The organism is Enterococcus sp. DIV0183 (genome assembly GCF_050541505.1).
In the GTDB taxonomy this organism is placed as follows: Bacteria; Bacillota; Bacilli; order Lactobacillales; family Enterococcaceae; genus Enterococcus; species Enterococcus faecalis.
Genome location: NZ_CP172932.1, coordinates 2,615,199 through 2,640,391 on the forward strand (window position 1 = coordinate 2,615,199; position 25,193 = coordinate 2,640,391).

Below are 25,193 nucleotides of genomic sequence, written 5' to 3' on the forward strand. Positions count from 1 at the left end.
TTATTAATTATTACGAAAAAAATGTTCATTTCCTCACAATACATTGTATAATAACGTTATATCGAAAGGAGAGAAATGAATGAGTGTAGTATTAGTACTTTTGGGTCTATTAGGGTTACTTGTCAGCGGGGGACTGACTATCAAAGCATTAATTAAGAAACAACCGAAAAAACAATATGGCTATGCCGCGTTAGCAAGTGCCGCTCTATTTATTGGTGGGGTTGCCACGACAGATTCTTCCCCGACACTTTCACTTGATGCAGAGAGTGTTGAAACCGATGCCAATGGCTCAGCCACCATCAAAGGCGAATACGACGGCAACAGCAAACTAACGGCCAATGGCAAGGAAGTAAAAACGAAAGACAAAACGTTTGCTTACAAAGTAAAACTGTCCGATGAAAAAACGCAAAAAATCACTTTTGTTGCTGAGAAGAAAGATACCAAAGTTGAAAAATCAGTCGAAGTCACACCATCAAAAGAATTTATTGCGAGCATCACAGATTCTGAGCAAGAATTGGCCAAAACAGAAAAAGCCTTAGCTTACGCTGAAAAACAACCTTCTCAGAAAAACTATGATGAAGCCGCAACCTTAGTATCTTCATTAAGTCAAGAATACGAGGAATACAATGATCGCCTTGAAAAAATCAAAGAAGCAGTACCTGTTGATGAAGCAGTTACAACTGCTGAAAAATCTAAAAGTAAAAGCGATTATCAAGCAGCTGAAAAATTAGTAGCTGCTGCCCCAGTTGGCAAAGAAGGATTTCAACAACGGTTAACGACTGTTCAAACCGCTATCGTTGAAAAAGAAAAAAATGAACAATTAGTCGCCAGTGCAACTGCCGCTGTTGAAAAAGCTGAACAAGAACCAACTAATGAAGCTTACTATAATGAAGCGATCAAACAAATTGACGCTTTAAACTCCCCAAATCAAGCTTTAACAAAACGGGTAGCCGTTGTTAAAACTCAATTAGATGCCCACAAAGAAAAACAACGAAAAGAAGCAGAAGCTCAGAAACTAGCCGCTGAAAAAGCGCAAAAAGAACAAGCCGAAGCGGCAGCAAAAGCGCAAGCTGAAGCAGAGGCGCAACAAGCCGCACAGGCGCCGGCAGAAGTCGAGACGGCTGCTGCGGAAGCACCAAGCGGTAACGCCTTAATTAAAGGGTCACGTAATGGAATTTATCATGTACCTGGAAGTAGATATTATAATAGAACTACGAATCCAGTAGCTTGGTTCTCTACTGTTGAAGAAGCAGAAGCAGCAGGATACCGAGCACCCAAACAGTAAATACATTAGCAATAATTAATCAAACAAGAAAATGGGGCCTCCGTTGTTTTAACGGAGGCCCCATTTTTCTTGTTTCTTTTATTGATACACACTAATTCGTTGATTTGGGTGTGCATTACTTTCCACTTCATCTAACATGGCAACGGCGTAGTCTGCGTAACTAATGTAGCTGTCACCTTGACTATTGGTTGTTAATTCTTCGCCAGCGACTTCATAATGGCCTGTCGCAGGACCATCAGCATCAAACATGGCTGCAGGACTAATATAGGTCCAGTGGATGTTTTGAGCTTCTTTCAATAAGTTTAAAGCTTCGCCCATCGCCGAAGCTAATGGCTGAATTTCTGCTGGGAATGATGGTGTATCTTTTAATTGAGTTGTGTGTTCTGGGTCCACATACAAGGTTCCAGCGCCCCCAACGACAAACAAGCGCGTTTTTTGATTGGTTAAAATCTCAATCAAATGCTGGGTAGATTTTGGGAAATCTTGCACATCAGGGAATCCTAAGGCACTAATTAATACATCAAACGCTTGAATATCTTCTGTTGTTAATTGATAAACATCTTTTTCAATGGTCGGTGTGCCATCTGTTATTTTTGAGGCATTACGAACGATGGCTGTCACGTCCATCCCACGACGTTTAGCTTCTGCTAAAAGTAATTGTCCTTCTTTTCCTGTTGCTCCTAATACTGCTACTTTCATGTAAATCATCCTTTCATTTTTAAATAGAACTAAAATAGTTACATTTAATACTTTAAAAGTAGAGAGATTACTTATCTCTCTTAACTTCTATTTCATGAATCACATCTGCTAAGGTGATGCTTTTCAATTCTTCTTCCATTTTTTGTTGCACTTTAGTAAATTCAGTTTCTAGTACCGATTGGATATTTGCCCCAACTGAACAGTTTGGATTAGGATTTTGATGGATATTGAAAATCTCTCGTTCCAATTCAACCGCTGTATAAATTTCATACAGTGAGATCTCTTCTGGTTTCTTTAATAAGGTATTTTTATTGGCTCCACGCATGGAATGAATCAAGCCGGCTTTTTTTAACTGACTCATTAGTCGTCGAACAACGACTGGATTCGTATTCACGCTCGAAGCAATGTATTCAGAAGTCACTTGTTCTTGAGGACCTGTTTCAATCAAACTTAAAATATGAATCGCAACACTTAATTTCGTTGACATGGCCATGTCTAATCACTCCAAACCAAATGTAACGTTATTTGTTACATTTAAAGAATACGCTGTTTCGTTTTATTTGTCAATGAGAAACCTCTGACTATTCAAAATAAAAATCATTTGTTGAAACAACACGGGCCCCAAACGGCATTAACGCTAATTTCGCCAATTTAAAGGATTGTTGCCCAAACGGAATACCGATGATTGTCAGACAAAGCAACAAGCCACTAATACAATGCCCAATTGCTAATGGTAGTCCACTGATAATCAGCCAAATAATGTTTACCACCAAAGATACGCCGCTATCACTATACACGACTCGCTTTTTAAACGGCCAAAAGCTCAACCCCGCTAATTTAAAACATTGTAAACCAATCGGAATACCGATAATTGTAATACACCAAATCACGCCTGCGAATAGCCAAGATAAGCCACCAAAAAAGCCGCCAAAGATGAACCATAAAATATTGCCAAGTGTTTTCATTCTTGTTCCTCTACTTTCCTCATTAAAAATTATGTATGTGAGTAAGTATACCACGAAAGCTTCTTTTTGTTTCAAACAATATTGTAAGGTCGCTGACTCGTTAAAAGACGAAGACGCTGTTTCATGATACAATGAAGAAACTAACGATAAAGGAGTAGACTTCATGGACTTACATTTAACCGTTGATCTAAAAAAAACAAAGACACTCATTGATTTAGCCGATCAGGCCCACTTAATCATTGAACAAACAACTAAATTACCGAAAAAAGAGGCAGCGATTCTTTTCTTGCTAAGAGATAACCAACTAGTTGCTTTAGGACTTGCTGAAGAAAAAGCTACATATAAAGAAGTTTCTTTTGATCACTCGATTTTATTGAAACCGACTTGGGACACAGAACTTGCCTATTTAGCGCAAGCTTTCCTAGATGATGCGAAAGAAAGTGGTTTAACATTGGAAGCAACCCCAACGACAGTCAAAATTCCGAAAAGTGCGGTAGCGACAGTGACTAACTATAAAGAAACAGTCACCTTTATCTTGGAACGTTTTGGCTACTCTCTGTTTAAAAAACCGGCGCCGAAGAAAGCCAGACCAGCCAAAGCACGCCACAAATGGACAAAAGAAGTTAGCCAAATTCCTTTTTATATTGATACTCGACAAAGCAAAGCAACTGTTTTTTGGCAAAAGCGCAATGAAATGCTTATTAAAGCTGGCGCGACAATGATGCCAGAAGCCCCTTTAAATAAAGACGGGTCTGTCGGTTTCTCCGCTAGATTTGGTGAAAAACTTCGTGATGAACGCAAGGGCCAATTTAAAGACTTTGTCACAACGGAAGATATCGTCTTAAAAAGCGTTAATGAAGTCGGCTTGTTTCTCTATTTTGCTGGAACAAACAGCTGGTTAGAGCTAGTTGATGAGAACGGCAAAACCTTAAATGAATGGACTGTGGTGGAATAAACCTTATAAAAAATGTCGCACCTGATTTTTATGATTCAGGCGCGACATTTTTTTAATTTAAATAACTTTTTGCTATCGCTTGATACTTATCAATCATATCTAAATAATTATCAATTTCGACATATTCGTCGACTTGGTGTGCAGTAGTGGTCACACCTGGTCCAAAGACAACGCAATCAAATGTATTGTCTGATTTAGTAAATTCAGCTAAGTCTGTGGTCCCAGCGCTTGTCACTAATGGTAATGGTTGATCAAATTGGGCTTGAATGGCTTGAATTAACGCAGAATCTTTCTCAGCTTTTACAGGAATTTTATTATAATCAATCGTTAATTCTAACTGATGTTTTTCTTTTTTGTTCAATTCATCGACAATTTTTTGTAATAATGCAATGACTTGGTCGTTGCTGAATTCTGGAATTGAACGGATATTCCCTTGCAAGGCTGCTTGACCTGGAATACTGTTCACTTGTGTGCCACCTTTAATGACGGTTACATTGTGAATCGTTCGACCTAATTCAGGATTTTCATAGTTTGCTGTGACTTCCGCCATTTGTTGGTTTGCTTCTGTAATAAATTCGTTCAAATTATTAATCGCGTTAATGCCTTCTTCTGGCATCGAACTGTGGGCTTCTTTTCCGTGTGACACAACAGAATAGTTAATTGAACCCATGTGCGCATACATCAAGTTATAATTGGTTGGTTCTCCAATGACTAAGGCACTTAAATCATCCGCATAGCCTTTTTCAGTTAATTGGCCAGCACCTAGCTCACCGACTTCTTCACCAACTGTACCTAAAAATTTAACCGCTCCATTTAATGGAACTTCCTTTTCTTTTAATTCAATCATTGCTAAAACCATTGCGACTAAGCCGCTTTTCATGTCCGTTGCGCCACGGCCATACAATTTATTTCCTTCAATATGGGCCGCAAATGGTGGGAAAGTCCATTGACTTTCATCCCCTTCAGAAACCACGTCCATGTGGCCACTAAACCCTAAGACTTTTTCTCGGTTTTCACCTAAATAAGCAACCAAACTACTACGATTTGGTGCATAAGAAACAAGTTCAGAAGGGATCTCATATTTTTTCAAAAGATTTTGTAAATAGATTGCCACTTCTTCTTCGTTTCCATTTACAGATTTAATTTTAACCACATCTTGTAAAATACTAATTTTTTCTGATTTTTCCATTGCCATTCGCCCTTTCTTGTTATGCTTAATTCTAGTGTACGCTTCTCTCAGTAAAACCGCAACTGACTTGGTTAGGTCAGCAAAAAACACGCGACAGTTTTAAGAAATGTCGCGTGTTTTTTACTGAGTTTATTTTAAATAATTAGGCGCTGCCAATTCATTCTCAATGACTTGATTAGGGATCACAAATTCAGGGGTGCCCATATAGTAAGGCGCAATTTCTCCTTGAGGAAACACAATCACTAATTGGTGTTTTTCATTGATATAGAAAGGTTGGTCCTTTTTAATTTTTTTGAAGGGTTGAACATCACTGGGGGCATCCTCTTTTTCGGACCAGTATATTTTATTGCTATCGTTCTTCATTTGGTCTGCTATTTGTTGTTTAATTTCACTACTAATGACATCAATGTAAAAATCATTTTTAAAAATTAAGGGGAGTGAAACGACAACATTGGCTCGTTTGTCGATGGTGTCATATTTCGTTGTCGTCACAGAGCTGCCTTTAATTTCTGTGAAGGTTCGTTTGACCACTAGGAAGCGACGGTCGTCCACGACTTTTTCATAATCTCCAGTGACTGAAACACGAGAACCATCAAACAATTGCCCTTTGACTTGTTGAAATTCTGTTTGGGCTTCTTTCAAGTATTTTTTGTTGAGCGTGTCGGCTACTGAAGATTCTTGGGATGTTTGGATTTTAGGGACATCGATGTTTACTTCACTTTCCTGTTTTTTCGCTGTCAACGTTTTGATGGTGACTAATTGAACAATTTTATCTAACACAGGAATGTTGCGGGCTGCTTCACTAAAACCTGGAAACAAATTGACTGATAAGACAAAGCCACAAGCCACCACTAAACTACTTTGCAGTGAGCGGTTTCTAAAACGAAGCCAGGTGTACCGCTTTTTCTCTTTATGAAAACGCGCTTTGACTTCCGCTTGTAGATCCGTTGGCAACGGTTGCTGGCGGTATTCTTTTGAAAAGTTTTTAACAACACTTTTTACAAAATCTTCCATTATTTTTTCGCTTCCTTTCTTTTACTAATTCAATAGACTTCGGAGTTCATTCAAACTGCGGTACATCTTCGTTTTAATCGTATTTTCGTTAATATCCAGGATCAAGGCGATTTCTTTTAGCGTAAATCCTTCAAAAAATTTTAATAGAATAATTTCACGATTGGGACTATCTAATTGATTAATAATTTCTTCAATTTCTAAAAAACTGCGTTGGGGATTATTTAAAAGGGCTAACACATGTTCATCTTTTTCAATATGAACAGCTTCTCGTTTCTTTTTACGCCAATAATCTGTCGCTACAGAAAGCAGAATTCGAAAGAACCACGCTTCAAAATCCTTAATATCGGGTCCTTTTTGGATGGCCTTCAGTGCCTTTTCAAAGCTTTCTTGAATCACATCCAAGGCATCTTCTTTCGAATGTGTATAGTTAAAGGCAATGCGATACATTTTTTCATATTTGGTATCCACAAGCGTTTCTAACGCGCGAATTTGTTTTTTTCTTTTCCAACCATCGAAAACCATCGATTTCTGGAACCTCCTTTCCTGTACACTTATATAGACGAATCACAAGCATAAAAAGTTTCAACTTTTTTTATTATTTTTAATTTTTATATTCTAAAAGAAAAAGCGTGGTACAAAAATCACTTTGGATTTTTGCTCCACGCTCAAAATCTGATAAACGGCGGGAACAGAACCAGCTCCTTCGGAAATAAGCCGAAATTATCCAAAAATTAAAGAACAATTTCCGGAAATTTCTTCTTATTTCTCGGAGCTAAGCGGTGCTGTCCCGACCTTGTTTTCTTCTCCCGAGTGCGGTCTTAGTGCACTCAGCGTTTTAATAAAATGCGACCAATCAACAGGACGTGGTGGCGCTAGCCAAATAATTTGAGTAATCTCAGGCCAATCGACAAAATGAATATCCGATAAAATTAATTGTACACTTTCATCTACATGTGCTTTGAAAATGATATTCCATTCCGTAATTTTTTCAATATTTTTTTGTATCATACGATTATAGGCTTCACCAAAGGAAAAGTCGACACACAATGTAATCGGAGCCAAAACTTTTTTCAATGGTAACGCATCCACCATTAACAACAGATACCGATAAAATAAAAACTGTCTGGCATCCCAAACAGCGGGATTCGTTTTTTGTTCTTGAATAAATTGTCGACTAGCAGAAAAATACTCTGTATACGTTTCTGCAAAGTAGGTTATATCCATTTTGCGATAACTATAGTTTGCTTCTATTGGAAAATGGAACAATTTAAAATGTACGATTGTTACTTTTTGTTCAAAACCTTGCAGGACTTCCTCGGAAAGCTGAAATTGTATTTTTAAATAGCTTAACAAGTCACGATTCAATTGTTGAATTTCTGCAAATCTTTGGCAAAGTGCTGCTGAAGCTACTTGAAGCCACTCTTCAGCAATTAAAAATAAGAGTAAATAATTGCCTTCGTTTGTTCGTTGTGGTTCTGGGATTTGAAGACTCTCTAACCAATTGAAAACATTCTGCTGATTGTCACCGGCTAATTGTTTTAACACTTGCGAATCTACTTTTTTCTCTACATAAAACTGTTGCTGCGTTCGTACTAAAGAAACCGCCAAAAAATGAAAACATTTAGCTTGTGCATAGCCCGCACGCTGATTAAGATGAACCTTCTCAGAAAAAAATAGCTCAAAGTTCCGAATCTGCTCTAAAACTTTTTTACCGTACAATGAAAAATCACGTTGGTATAATTGTAAAAAAACCAGTGTTGTTACTTCGCGTAAATTGGTTTCATTTCCCACCAAGTGAAATTCTTTATTAATTGTAATTTGATAATTTTCCAGCATTTTCTTTAATTCCTTGAACTCCTTATAAGCCAATGTGTGACTAACAAAGTGTTCTAAAGCAAACTCATTCACAGAATCAAAACGCTGAAAAAAGAAATCTTGAAACATAGCAAAACGTAACGACTCTTTAATATAGCAATCAATCAAAGTAGCGGAAGTTTCCGTTCCTGATTCATTAAGCGTTAAGAAAATACCATCGCTCACAATTTGAAAATCCTCTGATAAACCAAATTCAATAAAATCGGCATTTAATTCAGCGACCGTTTTGTTCACGATAAATTCAGATAATTCTAACTCCTGCATTACGGTTTCTTTTGACTCTGTTAACATCGGTGCATTTTCCAGTAACTGAAATAAGGCGATTTTTCTTTTATCCACTTTATTTAAAAACATCATCAATATCATAGACTTCTCTCACATCCATTTTTTTCCCATACAATCCATTTCCTGAAAGAAAGTACCCAACCGCTGCTAAATAGCTTTCAGATTCTTCATCGCCGCCTGCACCAAGTCCGTTAGGAAAGACAAAATCTTTATTCACTTGTAAGGGATGAGCCGTTGTTTCTTTTGTTTGTTTCTTTTTTTCTTTTGACATTGCCGGTTTCTCCACAGGTTTGTCTTTTTTCTTGGGTGAAGGCTTTTTTTCTTCAGAAGGAACCGTAGTTTTTTGATCTTCCGGAGGGATCGGCGCAGGTTGTTCCGGTTCTGACTTTTCCTGAGGGGTGATTGATTCTGGTTTTGGTTGAATTTCTTCCGTTGGTTCTAAGGGATTATAAATAGGTGTCGCCAATGTTTGAATTGGTTCTATTTCGACAGCCGTAAAAATTAGCAAAGAACTAAATAAAAAAAGATACTTTTTTCTCATGGCTTCTCACTCTCTCTACCTCTACTTTATGGGAAGCAATTCCTTGTAAAAGTACCTTTACTTTTACAAGGAAAACCCTTTTTGTCAATAGATAGCCCTTTTTATTGCTCAGATTGTTGTTCTTCCTCTTTTTTCTTTTTACGATACAAGAAGAAAATCAATAAGAGCAGCGCTAGAATGATTAATGCAATCAGTAGATACAACCACCAATTGGTTCCTTTAATGGTTACGTCTTTTTCATTTAATTCTTTAGCAACGTCCCCAGAAATAGTAAATTCTTTTGTAAATTCCCATTTGTACAGGTACCGTTCTTCACCATTGGCGCCTTTGACTTGATAGGTGCCCTTTTCATCTTTTACACCATAGGCCGTTGATTTCAAGACATATTTCCCTGGCGTTAATCGTTCCCCTTTTAAAGAAATTGGGTAACTAAAGTTAGAGTTTGGCGCCACCTGCATATCCTCAGTATCGGATTGGTAAAGCGTTTCGCCTCCTTTTGAAACAGTATTGATTAAATGTAATTGGTTTAAGTAGGCCGCTTGTGGGTTTTGTAAAGAAACATTGATGACGTTTCGCGCGTTGACTTGGCCTGGTTTAACCCCCAGTAATTTTAAATCTGGTTGAACCTTTGTCTCATTTTGCTGAAGAATAATAGCCACAACATAGGAGTATTCATTATTAATAGCTAACCCTTTTGATTGATCCGCAGAAGTCGTGGTTTCTTTCTTTTTCTCTTTGAGTGTTATGCCGCCAGCCATCACGCCATCAAAAGAATCTTTAGGCATCGTGATGGTTAAAGGTAAGGTCTTTTGGGAATGCTTCGGCAAGATGATTTCTTTCGGTGTTTCCACATAATCTTTTAAGTTAAAGCGTAAAGTTTTGTCAGGTTTGATCCCGTTTTGGCCATATTCTACTACGCCATTTAAATTTGTTGTCGCTGAGTTCACCGTATTTTCAATGGTAATGTCTTCATCTGTATCATTGCGTAACTGAATTTCTACGGTTTGTTTGGCACCAGGCGCCATTTTTAAGTCAAAGTAGGTTTTTGATTTGTCCACTTGATTTTCGGGAATTGTTGGTGTGACCGCAAAATTAAATTCAGAAGCGTGCGCCTCCACGCCAATCCAGCCAAATAACATACAAGCGATTACCGTTGCATATACTTTCCATCTGTTCATATTCATTCTCCTATGTCTGTCATTCTTTGTTGTATTATAAGCACCAAAAGACCGAAAGATAAGCCAAAAATTTTTGACTTATATCCCGATCTTGCGTGTATGCTGTCGTTCTTAGTTTCCTGTGTTAGCAGGTGTATCTGTCAAAGTCCAAGTAAAAGTTGTCGTGTACTTTTTCGCATATTTTGTGGTTGAACCAGGTACTTCTAATGAAATACTTGTTTTAGCGGCATCTACACTATCGCCCCAGCTCATTAAGTACGTACCCGCACCTTCTTTATCGCCAGCAGCCATGACCACTGATTCAGCCCCAGTTGGGTTTAATTCAATCGTAGCTGGCGCTGTCGTTGGTTTTGCAGATTGTGAAGCTGAAACCACGCGTCCGTTGCTTAAAGTTACTTTGGCCGCTGTTAGTTCTTGGTTGGCTTCAGTTTTGAATTGACCATTTTGTTTTACTTTTAACGTCCAACCTGTTTCAGTCCCACGATTATCTGAGACTTGAACAAAGTTTGGGCCTTCTTGGTCGGCACCAGCGTTATCTTTGTATTTTTGTGTTTCTGCATAGTAGGTCATATTTTTTGAGGTAATCGTTTGTTCCCCAAAAGATAAGCTAGATGCATAGTCAATGGATAACGGACCTGCTGTCCCTGGCTTAGGCCCTGTCGGATCAGTTGGATCAACTGGCGTAATTGGTTTATCCGGATCTGGATTCGTCGGATCAACTGGATTCGTTGGGTTCGTATTTGGTGCAAATTGAATCGCTCCGTTTGTTTGGTATTCACCACCGTCGACTGCTAATGCACTCATTGGTACAAGTGCCAGTGCGCCTAAAGTTGTGGTTGCCATCAATGTCATTACTTTTGTCTTTTTCATTTATTTCCCTCCATTATTTACTGGTACATCTGAAAGTAGCCAAGTCAAAGTTGTTTTATATTGTACTGCATCCTTAGGGGTTTTCCCGGGAACAGTTAGTGAGATTGCCCGTGTGATTGTGGCATTTACTTGCTGTCCTTGTTGATTTTTTTCGGTCACTTTTTCTGCTTGCCCCCACAGCGTGATCCACGTTCCGGCGCCGGTCTTTTCTGGGGCTTGCATGACAACAGTTTCTGCGCCCGCAGCATCTAATTGAATGTTTGCGGTAGCAGTTGGCGGCAATACGTCCGTCGCATTTGAGCGCACACTGGGCTCAGTAAAGGCAACGGTGGCGCCTGTTAATTCTTTGTGTAATGTTTCTGCATTACGAAATTGACCATTTTGTTTCACTTTTAAAACCCAGCCAGCATTGGTTCCCCGTAAATCACTTACTTGTACATAATTAGCAGTTGCTAATTCACTTGCTGAACCATCTGGATTTCTATAGGTTTGCGCTCTGGCAAAATACGTTTGATCCTTATTCGATATCTCATTACTCCCAAAATCCAAACTTGAGGCATAATCGATGGAAAGTGGACCAGGGGTACCTGGATTAGGTCCATCAGGATTCGTTGGATCGACTGGTCGAACTGGTTTTTCTGGATCGGGATTTTCTGGATTTACTGGATCCGTCCCATCTGTGCTTGGGGTAAAAACAATCGACTGTTCGCTATCAAAAACGACCGTCGCCGCTTCAGCAGGAACAGTGGCGCCAAGCAACATTGTTCCGAATAACAAGGAGTAGACGACTGTTTTTTTCATTTACTTAGCCTCCAACATTCGTTGGTACAGATTTCAATGTCCATGTTAAGGTCGTACGATATTCTTTTGCTAATTTAATCGCTTTACCTGGGACATTTAATTTCACGGCAGTAGCACCTTCTGTCGCATCTTTCCCAAAACGATAGACCCAAGTCCCCATTCCTTTGCCATCTTCTGCTTTGACTAATTCTACTTCTGTTCCAGGAACAAAGGTATGTGCTGCTGTTGGTGTTGGCGCGTATGCGGCATCAACAATCGATGTCACACCTGCATTGGCAATCGATAAAGCGGCCCCCACTAATTCTTCATTTTGGGCTGTTTTGAATTGCGCATTTTGTACAGCGCTTAACGTCCAGCCTTCTTGTGTCCCACGTTTATCCGTTACCTGAACATAGTTGGGACCTGTTGTTCCATCTTTAAATGTTTGAATTTGTGCGTAATAATCTTTCGTATCGGAAGTGATTTTTTGGGCGCCAAATTGAAAGCTTGAAGCATAGTCAATTGATAAGGGGCCTGCAGTCCCTGGTTTTGGTCCAGTTGGGTCAGTTGGATCTTCTGGTTCAACTTTTTCATCTGGATTGGTTGGGTTAACTGGCTTCGTTGGATCTGTATCTGGTTCAAATGTAATGGCGCCATTACTTGTATAGTTCACGTTAATGTCTTCCGCAAATGCTTGTTGTGTCGCTAGGACACCGCTAAATCCTACAATCCCTACTACTGCTAATACTGTTTTTTTCATCTTCTCTTCTCCTTTTAATAAATAATATGCCTATAGTGATAAGGCTGATTCCCAAATAAATAAATGGTTCTTGATTGGTGGTACCTGTCGCTGGTAATCTTCCTTGTCGCGATCCATATACGCCAGAAGAAAGGACGGATGAAGCGCCTCCGTCAGCTGGCTTGGTGGGTTCGGTCGTTGTGGAAGAATTACTAGTCGCTGTTGTCGACTCTTCTGTGGGATATTCATACGTTCCATAAAAGGAGACAACACCACTATTTTCATAAGCTGCTTCCCCAAACGCAGTGTCTGAATGACAGAAGCTGAAAAGACCTAAAAAACAACTAAGCAAAAGGTATTTTTTCATCTCACTTCTCTCCTCCTTGTTATGGTGCCATGACTAATGACCATGACAATGTCCCTTTGAATTCGCCAACTTTTTGTTTCTCGACTGGCACAGATAGTTTAAGTCCCCGTTGGTTTGCCGCACCCCAACCTTGGTTAATTGTATAACTACCTGAACCGGAGCCTTCATTTTCTGTAACAACCGTATCTCCTTTATTGAGTAAAAATTCTCCTTTGTCTGTAACCAATGACAAATCTTCCAATTGATCTGTGCCGTTCGTTAAGGGATTCGTTACCTGAACATTCAGTTTCCAAGGCGTACTTTCTGTCCCACGTGTGTCTTGAACGACTAAATCATCTGAAAGAGTTGGCCAGTAAACTTCTGGCTTGGCAGAAATTTTTTGTTTGCCAAAATCAATTGTTTTAGGTACTTTTTCTAACGTTAATTCACCTGAAATAGACACATTGACTTTTTTATTTAACGTTTCACCAACTTCTGTAAATTGATAATTGGCTGGCACCGTTTTGGCTAATTCTTCTGGTTTCGCTTGCTGAATGGCTTGGAAGGTTGCGGCATCAAGACTTGGTGTTTGATTGGCCCGACCATCTGCGAAAATCACCGTTGCTTGTGTCCATTGTGCCAACTCGTCTGAATTCGTTAAGCCATTTGCTTCTTTTAATTTCAAATGCGCACTTGTCGCATACAAGGCAAACGAACGATCTTTGGCAAGGACACTTTCATTTTTCACAACAACTAAATGAACCGTTTTGTTTTGCAAATTATCTCCTGACGTCCCTGCTTCTAATTGAATATCATGTGTCCGCGATACAGTTTTTTCTGCTAACGGCGCTTGAATTTGTGGTAAATCCGTCTCTTTTAATGAGGTCTTGAAAAACGGCCGACCTTTTGCGCCAAGCATTTCCACTACCTTATCAACAGTTGTTAGTTGCGCTGCCTCATCTTCTGTGACAATCACCGATTGCCCCGAAAGTTCCACTTTATTTGAAAATTGAACTTTCACCTGATAACTGTAGTTCATATTCGTCGCTTTCCATGAAAGCGGGGTGGTATCTTTTTGCTCTGGAATTTGCTCTATCGCGCTCCCAACTTCACTAGACTTAACCGTTCCTTGGTGCAACCAAGAACCTGTTACTTCGTCAGGAAGGAAGCTTAGGGTTGGTGTTAAAGCACTTGAGGTCGGAATCATCAAACGTCCTTTTTGAACTTTTTGTCCAGCTACTTCGGTGCCCCACGCTTGTAAGGTTAATGGCGCATTGCCGGCTTTGACCTCTTTTACATCATGAGAAATAGTACCTGCACCTGCCACAATTCCAGGCGTTTCCACTTCGTAATCGATGATGGAGCCAGGAATTGCTATCCCATAGCCATTGGCGCCCTTGGTCACATCGTTATCGCCAATAAATGTTTTTCCAGTCGCTTTTTCAATCCCATGAAACGTTGTTGGCGTAAGTTTTGTAGCATTATTGACCGTTGGATTAATCGTCAAGACCTGATAGGCTTTGACATTTCCAAACCAAGTCCCTGTGCTATCCACCAAAGCAGTTGTATCTGTCGTTGGTTTAATCCATAAAAGTTCATCTTTTGTTGGATCGACAGCTTCAAAATCCGCAATGTTTACTTTACCTGTACCAGGAATTGTTTCTAATGTTGCATGATCCTGAACCGTTAGTTTGCTAGCTGAAATTAAATTGGCCGTGTTGGTGATCCCAATTCCAGCGTTTTTAGATAGATGAATTGATCCGAATTCATTGTAAGTCGTACTGTGGTTCGCGGCAGTAGCAGAAACGCCATTTTTGATGTTCCCACCATTAGCCATTAATTTAATGCCATTGGTGACATTTAATTCCGTAAAGTTGACAACGCCTAAGCCTGTCGCATTTAGTGGTTCTGTTTGATAGTTATTGGTGCCGTCAACGTTAGTCCCAAAGTTAAAGGCCACTTTATTTGAACTAGCATTCACAATTGCATTAGTGAAATTATCTGTTGATGAACCACCGGATAAACCGTTAATACTAACTGCACCTTGAACATTTGCGGTAACATCACGTAAGATTTTTCCGCCACTGATATTGGAATACTGTGTCGCATATAAATTTCCAATACTAGAACCCGCTGCTTGAATATTCATTGTAATCTTGCCGTTCTTGGTATACGCAGCATTGGTTCCACCATCACCGTAAATGCTGGCCCCATTTAGAGATTCCACACCTGTTTTAGTGAAAATATTTAAAGTAATTGTGTTTGATTCATCCGTTCCTAGTGTCGTATTTTGACCATAGGGCCGACCACCAGTAATGTAGGTATTACCAGGCAACTTAAACTCTCCGTTGTAATTTCTTAAATCAATTAAGAGTTTGGCATTTCCAAGAAGTGAGCCCGCATTGGTAATCCCACCTGAAAAACCGTTCGCGCCTGTCCGAGGAGTTCCTGAGAAATTTCCTCCGTAGATGCGATTGTCTGAATTACCAGTAATTGTATGGCCACCGCTTGCTCCATAAGAAGCGCCCATCGAAGCATTAATTACTCCTTCATAAACCGTTACACCGACATTCCCAACATTTTTGGCATCATTCCAGCCACCGCCTGAAAGAAACCAATCGACTTGACCATTATTAACGATTGTTTGACCGTTTCCATAAACTCGAGCTGCTTGATAGCCTGTTCCTTCTAATGTGTCAGCAATCCCGCCATTCAATGTGTTAGAAGTATTGCCTTCAACGACACCTGAAAAAGAGCCACCATATGTCCAGCGAGCAATGGTATTATTTAAAACAGTCTTAGTATCTCCTTTTATATAGATATCCCAAGTATCATTACTAGCAGGATAGCCGCCGCCACCAACAATATCCCAACCTGAACTATACCCACGACTTTTATCGGTCGTTGAATAATCTAAACTCGTCGGTTTTGCGCCTGAATAAGCCATACCATCGCCACCTAAAGACCCATCACCATTCGCTGTTCCCACTTCAATTGTTGTATTTCCTTCAATATAGCCGCCGCGGCCAGCTGCAGTTGAGTAAATTGCACCATTATTAAACGAACCGCTGACTAATTTAGAAGAAATATTTCCAAAAACTTTAAAAGCTGCTGCTGATTTGGCTAATTCTGCTCTTTGTTGTGGTGTATAAGCATCATACGTTGCTTCATTTGAGGCCCCAATTTGACTCTTGTTAAATTTCGAAACATTGTTACCAGCACCGCCGTTAAAATCATTAATACCACCAGCGGAATTCGTTCCTGCTGTAACCACATTCGTAATATCTCCGATGATCGTTCCAGAATATTGGTTGCCTCCTTCAAAATCTGCACGACCCGCACTATACAACTGTGTATTTAAATTTGTAGTAATTCCATCAGTCGCACGATTCGTTCCTATATCGCCACGGGAAGAGCCACCAATAAAACGTTGACCCGCTGTATACCAACGGCCATATCCAGAAATATCGTTTGTTACTTTTCCACCAATATTTCCGTATTGAACACCGCCATAATACGTACTTAATTGGAAACCTGTAGCAGCATTCGTAATTGCAACCTTTGTTGAGACGTTACCAGTAACATTCGCTGTGTTGGTTGCGTTGGTCCCATAACCGCCCCCATAAATTGAAGCAATTCTGCCACCAGAATCATTGACAACCAATGAAGTATTCCCAGTCACTGTCCCAATATTGGCGCCCCCACTTAATGTATTTAGTCCGCTCCGTGTATTGTTAATAACAATCGTAGGATTTCCAGCTAAATTACCACCATTTTGGTTTCCGCCATAGAAATTCCATGTCCCTGTACCTGTACTATTTACTGTTAAAGTTGGGTTTCCTGAAACATCTCCTGTATCCGTTCCACCGTATACGGTCAGACCGTTTCCACTAGAACCGCCATTCAAGTTCAAACTGTAACCATTTAAATACATATTCGTACCTGTATAGTTTAGATTTCTCAAAGTGATGTTTGAGCCAAAAAAGATATTTTGATTAAATCCTAACGTCTTAGAACCCGTTGGCGCCGTTTGATCCATACTAATCGGATCCGCGCTGTTTCCAGTAATCACTAAATGATTGACCTTGCCTTGCAAGGCGTAAAAGGTCATATTACTTGCCGTAACGGTGTCAGGAATCACTTTAGCGGTGGTCGCCGCACTCGTCGTAATATTGTTTCCTATATAAAGAGTGAAATCGCCATTGTTCCCCTGTTGATACAAATCAAACAAGGCTTCTTTCAAGCCAGCCTCTGTCGATGCATATTCTTTGTACGCTGCTCCATCTCCTGCAGGACTTGGCACAACAATCACTTTTGTTTTATCTGCAGGAGCAATTGTGTCCGCAATGGACTGATCAATTGAAACAGCTCTGGCCATGCGTGTCAGTTTCTGTTTAAAGACAGCCGTAAGTTGTGTATCTTCTGAAAACTCTAATTGAAGAAGTTCTTCATTTGTATATGTTTTTCCTTGGTAAGACCAGCCAACGAAAGTCGCATTTTCCTCACTATTCGCCCATTTTGGTAATTCTTCTGTCCGAAGTAGCTGATTTTTTTCTTTTACCACTTGATAACTTTTGGCATCATTTAGAAACAAAGCTTGATCCGTTGTTTCAAAGGTCAACGTGATTTGCTTCTGCTCTTCGCTTGGTTTTGTTTCTGTGGAAGAGGTGGTTACTTTTTCTGTGATAGCACTAGATTCCGTCATTGATGACTGTTCTATAGAATGTGCGCTGCTTTCTTTTGTTGCTTCACTTGTACTGGTTTCTGCTGTTTTTGGCTGTGTCTGCGTACGTTCTGTTTGTTGCTCCCCTTCAATCGCCCACGCTGAAACAGATAAAAATGGTTGTACAAGTAAACAAGTTGCCAATAAAACAGCGATTTTCTTTTTCATTAACTTCATCACTCCTCCCTCGAAGTAAACTTTCCACAACCAACCTATGGCTCAAGTATACGAAGTTTTCTTCTGATTTTTTTAAAGATATTTTCTTAATTTCAAAAAAAAAATTTATTTTTTAATTTTCTTTTTGTTAACTAAACGAATTTTTTGCTGTTTTTGTAAGATAAAAATGTTAATTTGTTCACAAAAATAACAAAAACGTTGTTTTTAACATTAAAATTAACAAACGAGTTCGTAGTATAGCACGGATTTTTTCTCATGTAAACATCATTAAATAAACATTTTTGTTTAATTTATACATATTTCCCAGCTAAAAAAATGACAAAAATAAATAAACAGAGGCCTTAGAAATATTTCTAAGGCCTCTGTTTATTTATACGTATTCACAAACTGGACTGTTTCTTGGTAACATTGTTTAGCTTCTTTTGTTTGATAGTCGAATTGATATTCATGGGTGATCGTTGCTTTCTTATCTTTGAAAAAGAGAGCTGAAACTGGAACATTTAAAGTTTTTAACCGCTGAACCAAGGCTAGTCCTTGCTCTTGGAATGAAAAACTATTGCCATCTGTTAGATACGTCGGGGGAAATTCTTTGGTGACTTTATCCACTAAACTCACTTCTTGCAGTTCTGCACTCGTCTGCCAGTCTTTAGTGCCGAGCAAGGACCAAGCCACTGTTTTAACGAAAAATTTCATAAAACGATTATCACTTTGTTGGTTGGCCATTTGTTTCAAATCCACCGGACCACAATACGAGAGCGTGCCTTTTAAATGGCTAGCCGGCAACGCTGCAGTCATCCCTAGTTCTTTGGCATAGTTGGCATTGGTTTGAACTGTTGCATATTGTAGAGCAATCTGTGCACCCGCACTGTCCCCGCCAATAAAAAGCTTAGATAAATCTAACATGGGATACGCTTGTTTCTTTTCTAATAAAAATTGAACAAGTTCATTGACCTGCTGGAGCTGGCTTGGATAAGGTGCATCTGGTGCTAATTCATAATTCATTGAAATAAAGGCAACTGAGGAATCAGCCACTAAACGTGTCGCAAACTCTTTCATCCCAGACTTATCTCCTCCCACATAGCCACCACCATGGACCCATAAAACGACTGGTACCGCTTGTTTTGACGTTTGGGGATAATACAAATCAAAGGTATTCTTTTTTCTTGAAGAAGGGTATGTTTGATTTTCTTGCAATTGGACATTGGGCAATGCTTTATCATAGGAAGCTGAATCTTTTATTTCAACTTCACCTGCGAATAACTGGTTGATGACCCAAGCGCCTGGCTTAGGAGATAATTGAAAGGCGAGAAACACGCCTAAGCAAATAACCACAAGGATTCCTAACAACCAAAGGATAAAACGTACGATTTTTCTTTTCACTCTATTCACCTGCTTTAATTTGTAGCAAAATTATAGCATGTTTTTTAGCCAAAGCGTTTATTTTGAAACAGCTTTTTTAGAATTTGATGTACTTTTATCATTTGAAATGCTTTCTTAAAAGCTGTAAAATGAACAAAATGACTTTAACCTTTAGGAGGTTGCCAAATGAAAGCTCTGATTTCCATTGATTATACGAATGATTTTGTCGCCACAGACGGAAAACTAACCACTGGTGCCGCTGGACAAGCCATTGAAACGGCCCTTGTTCAACAAACAAAGCACTATTTTGACAATGGCGATTTTGTGGTTTTTGCCATTGATGGGCATGACCCCCTAGATCGCTATCATCCTGAAAATAAACTTTTCCCGCCCCACAATGTCTTAGGAACTGACGGGCGTAATCTGTTTGGCTCGCTAGCTGATTTTTATCAAGCTCACAAAAATGAGGCAAGCGTTTATTGGATGGACAAACGGCACTATTCTGCTTTTAGTGGTACAGATTTGGACATTCGATTACGAGAACGAGGAATTACAGAGCTTTGTTTAACTGGTGTTTGTACAGATATTTGCGTGTTGCATACGGCTGTCGATGCCTATAATTTAGGCTATCAATTAATGATTCCTGAACGCGCCGTTGCTAGTTTTGATGAACAAGGACACGAATGGGCGTTACGCCACTTTAAACAAACTTTAGGAGCAACCATTCTATAAAAAGACTGGTCAATCCTTCCACGCGCCCTATCTATACTCAAAAAATCGTGTAAACAACACAAACATACTAAGAGTAGAGGGGAAATTCATCGACGGATGAATTTCCCCTCTACTGCTCTTTTAAGCGTATAGTTGTAAGTGAAAGGATGACCGAACATGGCCTCTTGGGCTTCGAGCCCGTGTGAAGGAAATTAGGAACGAGATGAATCAGTGAAGAACCTTTCAACACTTTTCAGGAGATGAAAATCATGTATGTACTTGCTTTAGATGTCTCAATGGGAAAAAGTTACGCCGTTATTTATCATGAAACTACTTGTCTTTTTGAACAAGAAATTCTTCACGATAAAACACATTTCAATGCACTTCTTCAAGAAATCTATGCTCTTCCAGAACGACCACAGATTGTTTTTGAAGCAACCGGGGTTTATTCAATAGCCATTGAAACGTTTTGTCAAAAGAATCATTTCACTTATTGTTTATTCAACCCTTTAGAAGCAAAAAGGCAACTGAATAGTGACTTACGTTCAGTAAAAACGAATAAACGAGATGCCCATCGTCTCGCACAAACGCACGGTCAATTTCTGCGGAAACAAAAACAATCACAATCAGAAATCTATGAACAAACACGTGATTTAGCACGCTTTTATCAACAAATTGAAAGTGACATTAAACACATGAGAATGAACCTTCATACCGCTTTACAACTACCATTTCCAGAATTCGAACAGGTTATCAAAACTCGCCTTAAATCTTGTAGAACTTTTCCCTCATCCCGATTACTTGGCACACTTAAGTCAAAACAAGCTGAAAAATGTGTTAAAGAAAATACGGATAAAAAAATTTCCAATCAAAAAGCCTTGGCTAAAGCACAAAATTCTTATCCAGCAGAACCTATTCAAAGCATTTCTGTTCAAAAAGTCGTGTATTATGCCCGACAATTGAAACAATTACTGATGACGAAAGATCAACTCACCAAACAGCTAGTTGAAACTGCAAAACGAACAATAGAATTTGATTTCTATCAAAGTATCCCTGGAATTGGGGAACTTTCTGCAGGACTAATTATTGGTGAACTAGAGAATATTCGGCGTTTTACGAGTTAAGCGGTCTAGCTTGTAAATTTGTAAAGTAACCGATTTGCCAGACAGAGATAACTGTTTTGCTAGTTCTATTGGATTAGCTAGTTCTGGGCGGTTGCCGTTGTCTCTCGATTGTTTCTCACTGAAAATAATGTTACAACTCTTTAACGCTTCTTTCTAAACTTCAAAGCCTAACTTTTGTCTGTCGTCTATGCTACTAACTCGTGCATATCCGATTTTATCTTGTCAAGTTTATCCAAATTATTGGATTGTTGTGTCTTTAGTCTCCGCATATTGAAAACCTCCTAAGTATATATTTATTGTTACATCTATATAGTAAGGCTTACTAATTGGGAAGACTAATAAATTGGACAAGAAAAAAGCTTATAATGGTTGGAGTTGTGAGGCTTTGCGACAATAATGTATGATTTGCTCTTTAATGTTTATTTTCAAAATATTATTTAATAGATAATTGCTATAGTTAATATTTGCTAACATGATATAATAAATACAAATTGAAAATATTCATTAATTTAGAAGATAAGGAGTGAAACAGGAAATGAAAAAGGTGGATTTTCATATTCACACATTACCTAACAAGTTTAGCGATGTAAATTTTGAATTTTCATTTGAGTTTTTAGAGTCTTACGTCAACGATATGAGGCTAGATGCAATCGCTATCACTAATCATAATCTATTTGACATCAAACAATACGAAGACATAAAAAGTAAACTTCCTTGTATTGTTCTTCCAGGCGTCGAAGTAGATATTGATAACGCCCATTTATTAGTTTTATGTCCAGAAAATAAGGTAGATGTGTTTAATGAACAATGTTTAAAACTGAATGAGTCCATTAATGATAATAAAAAGTGGATTGATTTTGAAGAGTTCGAGGAAATTTTTTCTAATTATGAAGAATATCTTTTGATTCCTCACTACAAGAAGAAACCAAAAATAAATCAGACCACGCTTAAAAAATTTGGTAACAACATTTTTGCTGGAGAAGTAAATAGTCCAAAAAAATTTCAAGTTGTAAAGAATAACCCTAATGACCTAGTGCCAGTTTTATTCAGTGATTTAAGAATATCAAAAGATAATTTAAATGAGTATCAAAATAATGAGAGAAATAAAAAATTTCCAATCAGACTAACTTATTTAGAAATTGAAGACATTAATGTTGGAAGCTTAAAACTAATTCTTGGAGATAGAAGAAATGTATTTTTGTCTAGCAGTAAAAATGATGATTTATTTCAAATTTTATCTGACGGAACTGTAGCATCTACAAAATTGAATTTAATTGTAGGAAAACGTTCTTCTGGTAAAACATATACGTTAGATCAAATTATTGAGTCTTTCTCATCTGAAAACGTGAAGTATATAAAACAGTTCCAGATTACGAATGAAAGTACTGATAAAAAATTTGAAAAGGTTATTAAGTCCAAGCAAGAGAATATTGTGGAAAACTACTTGTCTCCAGTCAAAAATCTCATCACAGAGATGATGGAGATTAGTCACAATTACTCCGATGAACTAGAAAAATACCTATCATCATTAATAGATTTTGCAGAACAAGAGTATTTAAATGATGAGTATTCTAAACAAAGATTGTATACCGAAGTTAAATTTAACCCCCTAAAGCCTTCTGAACTCAAGAAAGTGATTGATTCATTAATTAACTTATATACTACAAAAACCTATAAAGAAATGATTTCAGAATATATTGATGAAAGTAGTTTGAAGCAGCTTTTAGATAAAGCAATTATTAAATATAAGTATTTGTATTTGGAATACAAGTTAAAAATGGAGGTAGATTTAATTAGTTCAGAGGTTAAAAAGGCATTAAGGAATAAATCATCAAGAAATCTTATTGATGAAGTAGATTTCTATAAAGCGTACAAGCAAGATGAAATCGTTCGCAGATTTAACCGAACTATTAATGCTTTAAAAAAAGAAAGTGTTATTAAGGAAACAAAGTTAAATAGATTTAAGTCTATAGTAAAAAAACAACCATTCGAAAATACATCAGAGGTAAAAGCGGCTTTAAAAACAGGTACTGGAATTGCAACTGAATTTAAGAGTTTATATGAACAGCCTTTTCATTTTATTTTGTCCTTAAAAGATAAAGGTATTCCTGAAAGTGATTTATATAAAGCCCTTTTCAAAATCCAATATAGCGTTGTAAATAAAAACGGTTCTCCTATTTCTGGAGGAGAAAGAGCAGAATTCAATTTGTTGGATAGTATTGATGATGCTAGGAATTATGATGTTCTACTCTTAGATGAACCCGAAGCATCATTTGACAATGTTTTTATAAACGAAAGTATAATCCCTAAAATAAATGAAATAGCAGAGAACTCAATAGTATTTGTTGTAACTCACAATAGCACTATGGGTACACTGATGAACCCAAATTATATAATTTATACTGATTTTGACGAAGATGAGTTTGGAAATGGAGTAGAAAAGGAAGAATGCTATAAGGTTTACACAGGAGCATTTTCATCAAAGGAACTTAAATCTCAGTGCGGAAAAACTATGAAGAACTTTGTTGCATTGATTTCAACTATGGAAGCAGGAGAAAAAGCATTTAAGAATAGGAGAAGAATATATGATAATCTTGAAAATTGAAGAAGGAAATCCCACATTTTCTATCGATGGGATAAAATATGAAAATATCAATAAAGTTAATAAAAATGCAATACTCAATCTAATGAAAGTAATATATGAAAGCGAACTAACAGATATTTCTGATTTTTGTAATACTGATATAGAAACGATCCAAAATCCAGCTGATAAAATTGTATATGAAAATATATTAAATAATTTAGAGGATTTTATTTCTAAAAGAGATGTGCTAAAGAAGGAAGTTAATGAATTATACAAGGAAGTAGATTCTCTATAGCAATTAGTATTTTTTGATTTCATCTTGGTAAAATGTTGTATCTTCGAATACTATTTCACTGAATGAGCTAATAGAAATAAATAGACCTTCTTTTACGAAGGTCTATTTATATGGGCGAGTCCATCTCATTTAGTATTATTATTTGTCCTTATGAAAGTTAACACTTCTGTCCCACGCTCTTTTTTACACTCATTTTAACTCCGAGCCTGCGGATTAGTGATAACTAGCATTCACAGAATAAGCAGAGACTGTTAGCTGATAGAAATTAGCTACTCATAAAAGAGTGGGGAAGCCCACTTTTTTATAGACCAATGACCGTTGCAAAGAAAGGAACTACTAAAACAGTAACTACGCCAACCACTACGACAGAAATACTAGCCATAGCAGCCTCTGTTTCGCCCATTTCCATGCCTACTGCCACACCTAGGGCATGTCCGGCCGCACCTAAAGCTAAACCTTTGGCGATTGGATTGTTAATTTTAAACCATTTCAATGCAATTCGGCCCAAGGCATAGGTTAGTACACCATTGAAGATTACAGTAAACGCCGTAATGGAAGCAATGCCGCCAACAGTTTGAGAAATAGGTACGGCAATCGCTGTTGTAGCTGCTTGTGGTAAGATTGAGGCCACTAAATGATTATCCATGCCAATCACTTTTCCTGCAAAATAAACAGCCACTAGCGAACCAAAAGAACCAATTGTTAACGCCGTTAAAATTTCTAACCAATATTTTTTCAACACGTCTCTCTTTTTATATAAAGGAATCGCAAACGCTACTGTCGCAGGCTCTAGAAAGAAGCTGATATATTTGCCACCTTCATTGTATTGCTCGTAACTAATTCCTGTTACTTTTAAAACGACAACGCCTAAAATCATCGCAACGAATAATGGCGTAAATAAGAAGAAACCTTTACTTTTTTTAAACAACCAAGTACCTATGCCAAATACAGCTAATGAAATAATAATGCCAACATACGGATTCATGCGCGAACCTCTCCTTTCGCTTTCTTCGTTGCTGCGGGTTCTTTTTCTTTTCGAGCATCTTTCATATGCAATAAAAAGGCGCCCGTCCAACCAGTCGTTGCTAGTAACGCTAGTGTCGCTACTAAAATAACAAAAACAATTTGAACGCCAAATTGTTGCATAATCCCTAAAGAATTAACTAAGGAAATCCCTGAAGGAACAAATAAAAATGTAATAACTGTTGATAAGCTATTTCCTAGCCCTTCCACTTGCTCCAATTTAACAACTTTTGTACATAAACCAATGAACAATAACACCATGCCAATTACTGAAGCAGGCATTGGTATTGGGGAAATGAACGCCAAGCCGTTGGCGATTAACATAATAATGGCAAAAACTGCTGCTTGTTGTAAAAATGAATATACTTTCTTTTCCATTCTTCTTCGCTCCCTTTTGTCTGTTTTCTATGGGTTAAGTATATAAAGAAAACGTTTTTTTAAGGGCTTTTTTTCATGAAATGCCAGAATTTCTTCAC

At 38.1% G+C, this 25,193-nt stretch carries 22 protein-coding genes and 1 pseudogene; 6 read left to right on the forward strand and 17 right to left on the reverse strand.

The genetic code is table 11. The features are described from left to right. The first annotated feature begins 79 nt into the window (after positions 1-79). A complete protein-coding gene (locus tag IGK72_RS12640) occupies positions 80-1,285 on the forward strand; it encodes a hypothetical protein (protein WP_002365396.1) in 1,206 nt (401 codons plus the stop codon). 78 nt (positions 1,286-1,363) lie between these two features. Here IGK72_RS12640 and IGK72_RS12645 read toward each other — a convergent pair whose 3' ends face one another. The 3 genes from IGK72_RS12645 to IGK72_RS12655 all read right to left on the reverse strand — a co-directional run bounded on the left by IGK72_RS12645 (position 1,364) and on the right by IGK72_RS12655 (position 2,949). Then, a complete protein-coding gene (locus tag IGK72_RS12645) occupies positions 1,364-1,993 on the reverse strand; it encodes an NAD(P)-dependent oxidoreductase (RefSeq protein WP_002365397.1) in 630 nt (209 codons plus the stop codon). Between the two features lie 58 nt (positions 1,994-2,051). Further along, the gene (locus IGK72_RS12650; protein ID WP_002383201.1) at positions 2,052-2,477 is read right to left on the reverse strand and encodes an Rrf2 family transcriptional regulator; all 426 of its coding nucleotides are present in this window, start codon (positions 2,475-2,477) and stop codon (positions 2,052-2,054) included. Between the two features lie 88 nt (positions 2,478-2,565). After that, on the reverse strand, positions 2,566-2,949 hold the full coding sequence (locus tag IGK72_RS12655) for a YccF domain-containing protein (protein ID WP_002358999.1): 384 nt from the start codon (positions 2,947-2,949) through the stop codon (positions 2,566-2,568). 163 nt (positions 2,950-3,112) lie between these two features. On the opposite strand from IGK72_RS12655, the gene IGK72_RS12660 reads away from it, so the two are divergent. Further along, positions 3,113-3,904, forward strand: coding sequence for a hypothetical protein (locus IGK72_RS12660; RefSeq protein ID WP_002367471.1), 792 nt, complete (start codon positions 3,113-3,115; stop codon positions 3,902-3,904). 52 nt (positions 3,905-3,956) lie between these two features. On the opposite strand, the gene IGK72_RS12665 is transcribed toward IGK72_RS12660, so the two are convergent. The 12 genes from IGK72_RS12665 to IGK72_RS12720 all read right to left on the reverse strand — a co-directional run bounded on the left by IGK72_RS12665 (position 3,957) and on the right by IGK72_RS12720 (position 19,001). After that, a complete protein-coding gene (locus tag IGK72_RS12665) occupies positions 3,957-5,093 on the reverse strand; it encodes an ArgE/DapE family deacylase (protein WP_002367472.1) in 1,137 nt (378 codons plus the stop codon). Between the two features lie 129 nt (positions 5,094-5,222). Continuing rightward, positions 5,223-6,107, reverse strand: a complete 885-nt coding sequence (locus tag IGK72_RS12670) for an RsiV family protein (RefSeq protein WP_368240809.1) — start codon at positions 6,105-6,107, stop codon at positions 5,223-5,225. Between the two features lie 24 nt (positions 6,108-6,131). Then, positions 6,132-6,629, reverse strand: a complete 498-nt coding sequence (locus IGK72_RS12675; protein WP_002354845.1) for an RNA polymerase sigma factor — start codon at positions 6,627-6,629, stop codon at positions 6,132-6,134. 237 nt (positions 6,630-6,866) lie between these two features. Beyond that, a complete protein-coding gene (locus IGK72_RS12680) occupies positions 6,867-8,348 on the reverse strand; it encodes a helix-turn-helix domain-containing protein (protein ID WP_002378832.1) in 1,482 nt (493 codons plus the stop codon). Beyond that, entirely contained in the window at positions 8,323-8,808 is a 486-nt protein-coding gene (locus tag IGK72_RS12685) for a hypothetical protein (protein ID WP_002380984.1), read from the reverse strand. Before IGK72_RS12685 ends, IGK72_RS12680 begins: the two co-directional genes overlap by 26 nt. Before the next feature lie 101 nt (positions 8,809-8,909). Further along, positions 8,910-9,992, reverse strand: coding sequence for a DUF916 and DUF3324 domain-containing protein (locus tag IGK72_RS12690; RefSeq protein ID WP_002380985.1), 1,083 nt, complete (start codon positions 9,990-9,992; stop codon positions 8,910-8,912). A 105-nt stretch (positions 9,993-10,097) separates the two neighbouring features. Then, the gene (locus IGK72_RS12695; RefSeq protein WP_002383195.1) at positions 10,098-10,856 is read right to left on the reverse strand and encodes a WxL domain-containing protein; all 759 of its coding nucleotides are present in this window, start codon (positions 10,854-10,856) and stop codon (positions 10,098-10,100) included. Next, complete coding sequence (locus IGK72_RS12700) at positions 10,857-11,657, reverse strand: WxL domain-containing protein (protein WP_002386238.1); 801 nt, start codon at positions 11,655-11,657, stop codon at positions 10,857-10,859. Positions 11,658-11,661: 4 nt separating this feature from the next. After that, the gene (locus IGK72_RS12705) at positions 11,662-12,396 is read right to left on the reverse strand and encodes a WxL domain-containing protein (protein ID WP_002354838.1); all 735 of its coding nucleotides are present in this window, start codon (positions 12,394-12,396) and stop codon (positions 11,662-11,664) included. After that, positions 12,353-12,742, reverse strand: coding sequence for an LPXTG cell wall anchor domain-containing protein (locus IGK72_RS12710; protein WP_002378834.1), 390 nt, complete (start codon positions 12,740-12,742; stop codon positions 12,353-12,355). The genes IGK72_RS12705 and IGK72_RS12710 overlap by 44 nt, the downstream gene beginning before the upstream one ends. A 19-nt stretch (positions 12,743-12,761) precedes the next feature. Next, positions 12,762-17,621: a hypothetical protein gene (locus IGK72_RS12715; RefSeq protein WP_070416064.1), complete on the reverse strand. Its 4,860-nt coding sequence runs from the start codon at positions 17,619-17,621 to the stop codon at positions 12,762-12,764. Between the two features lie 366 nt (positions 17,622-17,987). Beyond that, positions 17,988-19,001 carry an alpha/beta hydrolase gene (locus tag IGK72_RS12720; RefSeq protein ID WP_002370135.1) on the reverse strand — a complete coding sequence of 338 codons (1,014 nt, stop codon included), beginning with the start codon at positions 18,999-19,001 and terminating at the stop codon, positions 17,988-17,990. 165 nt (positions 19,002-19,166) lie between these two features. Here IGK72_RS12720 and IGK72_RS12725 point away from each other — a divergent pair, with 165 nt between their 5' ends. From IGK72_RS12725 to IGK72_RS12740, 4 genes and pseudogenes are all read left to right on the forward strand, one after another. Continuing rightward, positions 19,167-19,712 carry a cysteine hydrolase family protein gene (locus IGK72_RS12725; RefSeq protein ID WP_002354831.1) on the forward strand — a complete coding sequence of 182 codons (546 nt, stop codon included), beginning with the start codon at positions 19,167-19,169 and terminating at the stop codon, positions 19,710-19,712. A 239-nt stretch (positions 19,713-19,951) separates the two neighbouring features. Continuing rightward, a pseudogene (locus IGK72_RS12730) lies at positions 19,952-20,812 on the forward strand (IS110 family transposase); the annotation flags it as partial. A 538-nt stretch (positions 20,813-21,350) separates the two neighbouring features. Further along, positions 21,351-23,420, forward strand: coding sequence for a hypothetical protein (locus IGK72_RS12735; RefSeq protein ID WP_070416063.1), 2,070 nt, complete (start codon positions 21,351-21,353; stop codon positions 23,418-23,420). After that, complete coding sequence (locus IGK72_RS12740; RefSeq protein ID WP_023895429.1) at positions 23,401-23,694, forward strand: hypothetical protein; 294 nt, start codon at positions 23,401-23,403, stop codon at positions 23,692-23,694. Before IGK72_RS12735 ends, IGK72_RS12740 begins: the two co-directional genes overlap by 20 nt. A 301-nt stretch (positions 23,695-23,995) precedes the next feature. On the opposite strand, the gene lrgB is transcribed toward IGK72_RS12740, so the two are convergent. Both lrgB and lrgA read right to left on the reverse strand, forming a co-directional pair. Further along, positions 23,996-24,679 carry an antiholin-like protein LrgB gene (gene lrgB, locus IGK72_RS12745; RefSeq protein ID WP_002354830.1) on the reverse strand — a complete coding sequence of 228 codons (684 nt, stop codon included), beginning with the start codon at positions 24,677-24,679 and terminating at the stop codon, positions 23,996-23,998. Further along, the gene (gene lrgA, locus IGK72_RS12750; RefSeq protein WP_002354829.1) at positions 24,676-25,095 is read right to left on the reverse strand and encodes an antiholin-like murein hydrolase modulator LrgA; all 420 of its coding nucleotides are present in this window, start codon (positions 25,093-25,095) and stop codon (positions 24,676-24,678) included. Before lrgA ends, lrgB begins: the two co-directional genes overlap by 4 nt. Positions 25,096-25,193 lie beyond the last annotated feature (98 nt).